Below are 8,234 nucleotides of genomic sequence, written 5' to 3' on the forward strand. Positions count from 1 at the left end.
GGGGGCAAGAGGGATACTAATTTTGTGGAGGGTTTTGTGAAAACAAACCCGTTTACTTTGGGGGGGTTTACAAAAACCCCCCCCCCCCCCCGGCGCTACAGAGTCCAACGGCAGTCAGACCACCAATGGCCGTCAGGTGGTCACTGTCCGGGTAAAGGCGGAGAATCCCGGGCTGATCACCGCCGGATATACCGCCAGCGCCGTCATCGGGAACTACACCAGCTACGGCAATTCCACGGTGAACGTGGGCGCCACCAGCATTATCACCGCCTCTGTCTCCGGCAAGGTGGAGGGACTGAATTTTCTGCCGGGAGACCCCATCTCCGACGGGCAGCAGATCTGCACCATCACCGGCGACACCGTGGACAATCAGGTAGACAACGCCCAGAACAGCATCGACAGCGCCCAGATCAGTCTGAACAACGCCCAGACCAATCTCCAGAATTCCCAGAAGAAGCTGGATGACTACAGCGTTACCGCCCCCATCTCCGGCACCGTGGTCACCAAGACCGCCAAGGCGGGCGACAAGATCGAGGGCGGCTCCACCGGTACCCTCTGCACCATCTACGACCTGAGCTATCTGGAGATGACCATGGCCATCGACGAGCTGGATATCGGCCAGGTGGCCGTGGGCCAGAGCGTCCGGATCACTGCCGACGCCGTGCCGGATCAGACCTACAGCGGCACCGTCACAAAGGTCTCCGTGGCGGGCACTACCTCCGGCGGCATCACCACTTACCCCGTCACCGTCCGCATCGACGAGACCGACGGCCTGCGGCCCGGCATGAACGTGGACGCGGAGATCGTCATCGAGAGCAGGGACAACGTGCTGGCGGTGCCCAGCGGCGCCGTGAACCGGGGCGACACCGTTCTGGTGACGGCGGACTCTCCCAGCGCGGCCAACGCCCTGGACCGGGAGGCTCCGGAGGGCTACGTCTACGTGCAGATCGGGACCGGCGTGGATGATGACAGCTATGTGGAGATCACCTCCGGCCTCCAGGAGGGCGATACCGTGGCCTATCTTCCCACCAGCTCCGGCAGTTCGAATATGATGATGGGCGGCATGATGATGGGCGGAATGCCCTCCGGCGGCATGGGCGGCGGCGCGCCCTCCGGCGGCATGGGCGGTGACCGCGGCGGAGGGCCCAGAGGATGAGCGCGCTGATCGAATTCCGGAACGTCTGCAAGTATTATCAGATGGGGGATACCACGGTCAAAGCGGCGGACCACATTTCCTTTCAGATTGAAAAAGGCGAGTTCGTGGCCATCGTGGGTCAGTCCGGCTCCGGCAAGTCCACCTGCATGAACATCATCGGCTGTCTGGATGTGCCTACCTCCGGCTCCTATCTGCTGGACGGACAGGACGTGGGCAGCATGGACAAAAACCAGCTGGCCGCCGTCCGGAACCGGATGCTGGGCTTCATCTTCCAGCAGTACAATCTGCTGCCCAAGCTGAACCTGCTGGAGAACGTGGAGGTCCCGCTGATGTACGCCGGCGTTCCCAGGGCGGAGCGCCGGGAGCGGGCCAGGGCCGTCCTGGAGCAGGTGGGCCTGGGGGATAAGCTGAAGCACAAGCCCCAGCAGCTGTCCGGCGGCCAGCAGCAGCGGGTGTCCATCGCCCGGGCGCTGGCGGGCCGTCCCGCGGTGATCCTGGCCGACGAGCCCACCGGCGCTCTGGATTCCCACACCAGCCGGGAGGTGTTGGGGATGCTCCAGGACCTCCACCGCCAGGGCAACACCGTGGTACTCATCACCCACGACAACTCCATCGCCGTCCAGGCCCAGCGGATCATCCGTCTGGAGGATGGACGGGTGGTCTACGACGGAGACGCCCACGCGCCGGAGGCGGTGGTCCGGCCCGGCGCCGCCGGGGAAGGGGGGGCTTGCCGTATGACGCTGCTGGAAACCTTTCAGCTCTCCCTGAAAAATATCATGGCCAGCAAGACACGGACGTTCCTGACCATGCTGGGCATCATCATCGGCGTCTGCGCCGTCATCGTCATCGTGGGCCTGGGCAACGGCATGCAGGGCTACATCGAGGACAGCTTCGCCGAGCTGGGAACCGACTCCCTCACCGTCATGGTGATGGGCCGGGGCTCCTCCCGCTCCGTGTCCGAGGACGACATGTACCAGATGATGGAGGACAACAGCGACGTTCTGAAGCAGCTCTCCCCCACGGTATCCGTGTCCTTCCCCCTGAAGATCGGCTCCGACACGGTCAGCACCACCACGTCCACCGGCATCAGCGAGGACTATTTCTCCATGAAGGACTACGACATCGCCCAGGGCCGGGGCATCGAGTACATGGACGTGGCCAACCGGAAGAAGGTCTGCGTCATCGGCCAGTACCTGAACATGGCCTACTTCGGCGGAAACGCCGTGGGCCAGACCATCAAGCTGGGCCAGAACACCCTGACCGTCGTGGGCGTCATGGCGGCGGAGAGCGGCGAGCTGGAGGAGGGCGGCACCGACGACTGCCTGTTCCTGCCCTATTCCACCGCCGCCCGGATGACCTACTCCGGCACCATCAGCAGCTACACGGTGACGGTCCGGGACAAGGACCGGATCGCCGAGGCCAAGACGCTGGTGGAGAACACCCTGTACCGGATCTTCGAGGATGAGGACGCCTACAACGTCATCAGCATGTCGGAGATGCTGGACACCATGAACTCCATGGTGAACGTGATCATCTACATTCTGGCGGCCATCGCGGCCATCAGTCTGGTGGTGGGCGGCATCGGCATCATGAATATCATGCTGGTGTCCGTCACGGAGCGCACCCGGGAAATCGGCATCCGGAAGGCGCTGGGCGCCCGGGAGAGCGCCATCATGCGGCAGTTTGTCATCGAGGCCGCCGTCACCTCCGCCCTGGGCGGTATCCTGGGCATCCTGGAGGGCGACGGACTGTCCTCCATTGCCACGGTGGTGATCTCCAGCGTCATGGACACGGAGCTGACCGTCAGCCCCACCCTCGGTGCGGTGCTGCTGGCCTTCGGTGTGTCTGCCGGCATCGGCGTCCTGTTCGGCTGTCTGCCCGCCAAAAAGGCGGCCCGACTGAACCCCATCGACGCATTGAGAAGCGAATAAAAGAGATCACAAGGCCCCCGGACCATCGGTCCGGGGGCCTTCAGCTTGTCGAAAAACCCTGTCTGAAGGAAAAGAGTCCTTTTTTGCAGGGGGAGTACGAGGGGGCGGGAGCCCCCTCGTGTTGGATTGAATGCCTGCAAAAAGCCTGTGTCAGCAGGCGTTTGCGCCGCGCAGCGGCAGCTTTTCGGCCCGCTGCGCGGGCAGAAAAGCGAGGCATTGTGAAGGCTGTCGAAAAAGTCCATCGGACTTTTTCGACAGCCTGAAGGCCCCCGGACCATCGGTCCGGGGGCCTTGCCCTGCCGGGCGCGTCACGCCGTAAACTGTACGGCGGAGATACCGGCGTCTATGGTGCGGAGGACGTTCCGGGCGTTGTCCAGTTCCAGATAGAGGGGATGGTCCGTCAGTCCCTCATCGGTGAGCAGCTTCACGGTGCGGGTGACGGTGGTCCCGGCGGGCACCTGGGTGGGGTTCGTGATGGCGGCGGTGCCCGTCAGCATGCCCAGGGAGAACTGAATGGGCGCGGGACCGTTGTTGGTGATGGTGATGCTGACGTAGTCGCCCTCCGCCGGGTTCGGGGAGAGACTGCGGGTAAATGCCTCCTGCTGCTGGCAGTCTGCGGAGAGCAGTGTTTTTCCCTCCGGCGCGGGGATGGGGTCCACCTCCTCGTAAAGACCGTTCCAGCTGCATCCGGGATCGGAGAGGGGCAGCAGATGCAGGGCCAGCTCATCCGGCACGGTGACCTCGACGGTCTGGAGGACGCTGTTCCACTCCACCGGCAGGCCGATGGCCTGGGCAAAGTACCGGATGGGGACGTAGTTGGTGGTACCGCCCTGTTCATCCGTATACAGAATGGTGGAGGGAATGGCGGCACCGGCATCCGTGGTCAGGTCCTTATTCCGCCACAGGATCCGATTGTGGTTGACGGAGACATGGGCGGTATTGAAGCTGACGGTGCCGGAGGCGGCCAGGGCGGTGACAGCCGTGCAGCAGAGCAGGAAGGCAGCGGCCATTCCCGCCAGGAAACCGGGGAGACTTCGGTGCTTTTTCATAGTTGTACACTCCTTCAAGATTGAGTCGGACGTCCGGCGGGCCTGCGGCCCTCATTTACCAAGATGCCGTCCGGGAAAAAAACGTTGCGCTTTTCAAAATTTTCTCTTGACCTTCCACCGGCTGGAGGGCTTACGCTTCGTACATCCCAATAAAATTTTCGCAGGGACGAAAAAAGGCCTTGACAAATTGTACGATTGTGTTATTGTATCAAGTACATAATACAATTATACAGTTTGCCGGGGAACACCGGCGGAATGGAAGGAACAGGTGAGCGGAATGAACGAGCAGATCATGGAGGTACAGAGCGGAACACCGGATGCCCCGGCGGAACCGCCGAAGAAGGCGCCGAAGCCGCCGAAGCCGAAAAAGCGCCGCCGGTGGGTCCGGCGTCTGGCGGTGCTGGCGGTATTGGCCCTGATCGGAGCCGGGGCGTACCGGATCCTCAGCGCCCCGAAAGTGCTCCAGCCCAGCGCCGGATATCAGGTGGAACAGGCCGCCCGGCGGGACATTCAGGTGACGGTCTCCGGCAGCGCCACGCTGGAGCCGGCGGACGCCTACAACGTCAACGCCCTGGTCACCGGCGAGATCATCAGCTCCCCCTTTGAGGAGCTGGACAACGTGAAGGAGGGCGACCTGCTGTACGCCATCGACGCGGGCTCCGCCCAGGACTCCATCAACTCCGCCGCCATTTCTCTCCAGCAGGAGGAGCTGAACTACCAGCGGGCTGTGGACGCTAAGACGCCCCGGACCTCCATCGGCGGCACCATCAGCGAGGTCTACGTGAAGAACGGCGACAGCGTCAACGCCGGCGACAAGCTGGCGAAGATTGTGTCCAGCACCGACATCGTGGCGGACTTCCTGTTCACCTACGTGGACCCGTCGGAGTTCCATGCCGGACAGAGCGCCACTGTGTTCATCAACGGCTTTGCAGGTTCTGTCCAGGGTACGGTGGAGTCCGTGTCCGACTCCACCACCGTCACCAGCAACGGCAAGGAGTCCTGCACCGTCCGGGTGCGGATCGCCAATCCCGGGACGCTGACGGACGCCGGGAGCTACACAGCCCAGGCCGTCATCGGCAGCTACACCAGCTACGGCAACGCCAGATTGTCCATGGGCGGCAGCACCGTGGTCTGCGCCGACGGCAGCGGCACCGTCTCCGGCTTTTCCAAGCTGCCCGGCAGCACCGTGGCTCAGGGGGAGGCCCTGTGTACCCTCTCCTCCGACGCCCTGGACCAGCAGATCGAAGACGCTCGGCTCAGCATCCAGTCCGCCCGCCTGCGGCAGAGCAGCGCACGGGACTCCCTGGATGGCTACCGCATCACCTCGCCCATCTCCGGCACCGTCATCCAGAAGAACTTCAAGGCCGGGGACAAGGTGGACGGCGTCACCTCCGGCACACTGGCGGTGGTGTATGACCTGAGTTATCTGAAAATGGACATGAACGTCAACGAGCTGGACATCGGCAAGGTGAAGGTGGGCCAGACGGTGGAGCTGACCGCGGCGGCCCTGCCGGGCCAGACCTTCACCGGACGGGTGGACAAAGTCAGTATCGCCGGCGTCACCAAGGACAATTTCACCACCTATCCCGTCACCATCGTGGTGGAGGACTACGGGGACCTGCGGCCCGGGATGAACGTCTCCGCCACCATCATCGGCGAGACGGCGGGGAACGTTCTGTGCGTGCCGGTGGAGGCCGTCAGCCGGGGAAATACCGTCACCGTGCCCGGCGAGGGCGCCCTGACGGAGGACGGCGCCGCCGTCCTGGACGCGACGAAGCTGGAGGAGCGCACGGTGTCCATCGGCCGCAGCGACAGCCAGTACATCGAGATCCTCGACGGTCTGGAGGACGGCAACGCCGTCGTGGTGCAGGACCCGGCGGCAGCCGCCATGGGAGGCTGAGGCCATGGGACATCTCATAGAGCTGCGGGACGTGTACAAGATCTACCCCATGGGAGACGAGGAGGTCCACGCCCTGGACGGTGTCAGCCTGACCATCGACCGGGGGGAGTTCGTGGCCATCGTAGGCCAGTCCGGCTCCGGCAAGTCCACGGCCATGAACATCATCGGCTGCCTGGATGTGCCCACCTCCGGCACCTATCATCTGGGGGGCGTGGACGTGTCCACCATGGACGACGATCAGCAGGCGGAGATCCGCAACCGGATGCTGGGCTTCATCTTCCAGCAGTACAACCTGATCCCCAAGCTGACGGTGCAGGAGAACGTGGAGCTGCCGCTGCTGTACGCCGGCGTGGGGGCGGAGGAGCGACACCAGCGGGCCATGCGGTCCCTGGAGCGGGTGGGACTGGCGGAGAAGCGGAAGAACCTGCCCTCCCAGCTGTCCGGCGGACAGCAGCAGCGGGTGTCCATCGCCCGGGCGCTGGCGGGAGAGCCGTCGGTGATCCTGGCGGATGAGCCCACCGGCGCCCTGGACTCCCGGACGGGTCGGGAGGTGCTGGGCTTCCTCCGGAAGCTCAACGCCGAGGGAGACACGGTGGTGCTCATCACCCATGACAACTCCATCGCCGTGAAGGCCAGACGCATCGTCCGGCTCCAGGACGGCCGGATCATTTACGACGGCGACGCCAACGCCCCGGAGGCGGTGGTCCGTCCGGAGGAGACAGAGGAGGCAGAGGCATGAACTTCACCCAGTCCTTCAAGCTGGCCATCAAATCCCTGCGCACCAGCAAGATGCGGTCCTTCCTGACCATGCTGGGCATCATCATCGGCGTGGCGTCGGTGATCATCATTCTCTCCCTGGGCAACGGCCTCACCGGCATGGTGGAGCAGCAGGTGGAAAAGTTGGGCGTGAACCAGATCTACGTCTACACGTGGGGCCGGGGGGACGGCACCACCCTGAGTGTGGAGCCGGAAGACCTGTACGCCCTGACCGACCAGTATCCGGCCATCTTCAGCGGCGTCACGCCCTGGGTCTCCGGCGGCAGCGGCGTGCGGCAGGGGAGCATGGAGTTTGAAAAGACCGCCGTCTACGGCGTCAGCGAGGCCATGTACCGGCCGGAGACCGGCACCACCCTGGACGGCGACACCCTGGCCAAAGGCCGCTATCTCCGGTACGTGGACGTGGTCCAGCGGCAGAACGTCTGCGTCATCGGCGCGTATCTGGAGCGGGAGGCGTTCCGGGGCGACGCCCTGGGCAAGACCCTGACCATCGGCGGCGTGCCCTATACGGTGGTGGGGGTTCTGGCGCAGAACAGCGAGGTGATGGAGGAGGGCCGCGGCGATGACCGGGCCTACATCCCCTACGAGAACGCCATGGCCCTGTCCGGCAGCCGCGCCGTCACCCTGTATCAGATGACCGCCGTTTCCCGGGACACGGTGAAAGCGGCGAAGATCCTCCTGTCGGACTACCTCTACCAGTTCTATCAGGACGAGGAGGCCTATTACATCGAGACCATGCTGGAGTCGGTGGAGATGATCAACGCCATGATGGGCGTAGCCATGCTGGTACTGGTGGCCATTGCCGCCATCAGCCTGCTGGTGGGCGGCATCGGCATCATGAACATCATGCTGGTGTCCGTCACGGAGCGCACCCGGGAGATCGGCATCCGGAAGTCCCTGGGCGCCAAGCGCCGGGACATCCGGCGGCAGTTCGTCATCGAGGCGGGCACCACCTCCGCCATCGGCGGTCTGGCGGGCATTCTGCTGGGATATCTGACAGCCACGGGCATCGGCTCCATTCTGGGCGGGATCCTGCTGGCGCAGTTGGGTACCAGCGGCATCACCTTCAACGCCACCCCGTCCCTGAACGCCATTCTCATCAGCTTCGGCGTCAGTGTGGGCATCGGCGTCCTGTTCGGCTATCTTCCCGCCAACAAGGCGGCGAAGCTGAATCCCATCGACGCATTGCGTTATGAGTAAAGGGAGTTTTTCAGAGCCAGCGGCCTGGAAAGGCCGCTGGCTTCAGGCTGTCGAAAAAGTCCATAGACTTTTCCGACAGCCTGCCTAATGTCTCGATTTTCGGACCGCGTAGCGGACCGAAAATCTGCCGCTGCGCGGCGCAAACGCCTGCTAACGCAGGCTTTTTGCAGACATTCGATTCCATACGAAGGGGCTCCCGCCCCCTCGTACTCCCCCTGCAA

The 8,234-nt window shown here is 63.8% G+C and carries 7 protein-coding genes and 2 pseudogenes; 7 read left to right on the forward strand and 2 right to left on the reverse strand.

From position 1 onward, the window contains the following. The first annotated feature begins 136 nt into the window (after positions 1 to 136). The 4 genes and pseudogenes from ACTNBU_RS11975 (at position 137) to ACTNBU_RS11990 (ending at position 3,087) form a co-directional block, all read left to right on the forward strand. Entirely contained in the window at positions 137 to 1,156 is a 1,020-nt protein-coding gene (locus ACTNBU_RS11975; RefSeq protein WP_441034261.1) for an efflux RND transporter periplasmic adaptor subunit, read from the forward strand. After that, positions 1,153 to 1,872: pseudogene (locus ACTNBU_RS11980) on the forward strand (ABC transporter ATP-binding protein); the annotation flags it as partial. The gene ACTNBU_RS11975 and the pseudogene ACTNBU_RS11980, both read left to right, overlap by 4 nt. Positions 1,873 to 1,962: 90 nt before the next feature. Next, positions 1,963 to 2,580 (forward strand): annotated as a pseudogene (locus ACTNBU_RS11985) (ABC transporter permease); the annotation flags it as partial. Positions 2,581 to 2,673: 93 nt separating this feature from the next. After that, the gene (locus tag ACTNBU_RS11990) at positions 2,674 to 3,087 is read left to right on the forward strand and encodes an FtsX-like permease family protein (RefSeq protein ID WP_441034271.1); all 414 of its coding nucleotides are present in this window, start codon (positions 2,674 to 2,676) and stop codon (positions 3,085 to 3,087) included. 308 nt (positions 3,088 to 3,395) lie between these two features. On the opposite strand, the gene ACTNBU_RS11995 is transcribed toward ACTNBU_RS11990, so the two are convergent. After that, on the reverse strand, positions 3,396 to 4,136 hold the full coding sequence (locus ACTNBU_RS11995) for a hypothetical protein (protein ID WP_441034263.1): 741 nt from the start codon (positions 4,134 to 4,136) through the stop codon (positions 3,396 to 3,398). Between the two features lie 277 nt (positions 4,137 to 4,413). Here ACTNBU_RS11995 and ACTNBU_RS12000 point away from each other — a divergent pair, with 277 nt between their 5' ends. The 3 genes from ACTNBU_RS12000 to ACTNBU_RS12010 are packed head-to-tail and all read left to right on the forward strand — an operon-like array spanning position 4,414 to position 8,013. Continuing rightward, positions 4,414 to 6,036: an efflux RND transporter periplasmic adaptor subunit gene (locus tag ACTNBU_RS12000; RefSeq protein WP_441034264.1), complete on the forward strand. Its 1,623-nt coding sequence runs from the start codon at positions 4,414 to 4,416 to the stop codon at positions 6,034 to 6,036. Between the two features lie 4 nt (positions 6,037 to 6,040). Then, entirely contained in the window at positions 6,041 to 6,775 is a 735-nt protein-coding gene (locus ACTNBU_RS12005) for an ABC transporter ATP-binding protein (protein WP_441034266.1), read from the forward strand. After that, complete coding sequence (locus ACTNBU_RS12010) at positions 6,772 to 8,013, forward strand: ABC transporter permease (RefSeq protein ID WP_441034267.1); 1,242 nt, start codon at positions 6,772 to 6,774, stop codon at positions 8,011 to 8,013. The genes ACTNBU_RS12005 and ACTNBU_RS12010 overlap by 4 nt, the downstream gene beginning before the upstream one ends. A gap of 10 nt (positions 8,014 to 8,023) precedes the next feature. On the opposite strand, the gene ACTNBU_RS12015 is transcribed toward ACTNBU_RS12010, so the two are convergent. After that, the gene (locus ACTNBU_RS12015; protein ID WP_441034269.1) at positions 8,024 to 8,197 is read right to left on the reverse strand and encodes a hypothetical protein; all 174 of its coding nucleotides are present in this window, start codon (positions 8,195 to 8,197) and stop codon (positions 8,024 to 8,026) included. Between the last annotated feature and the right edge of the window lie 37 nt (positions 8,198 to 8,234).

It is taken from the genome of Dysosmobacter sp. HCP28S3_G4 (genome assembly GCF_052065175.1).
GTDB lineage: Bacteria > Bacillota > Clostridia > Oscillospirales > Oscillospiraceae > Oscillibacter.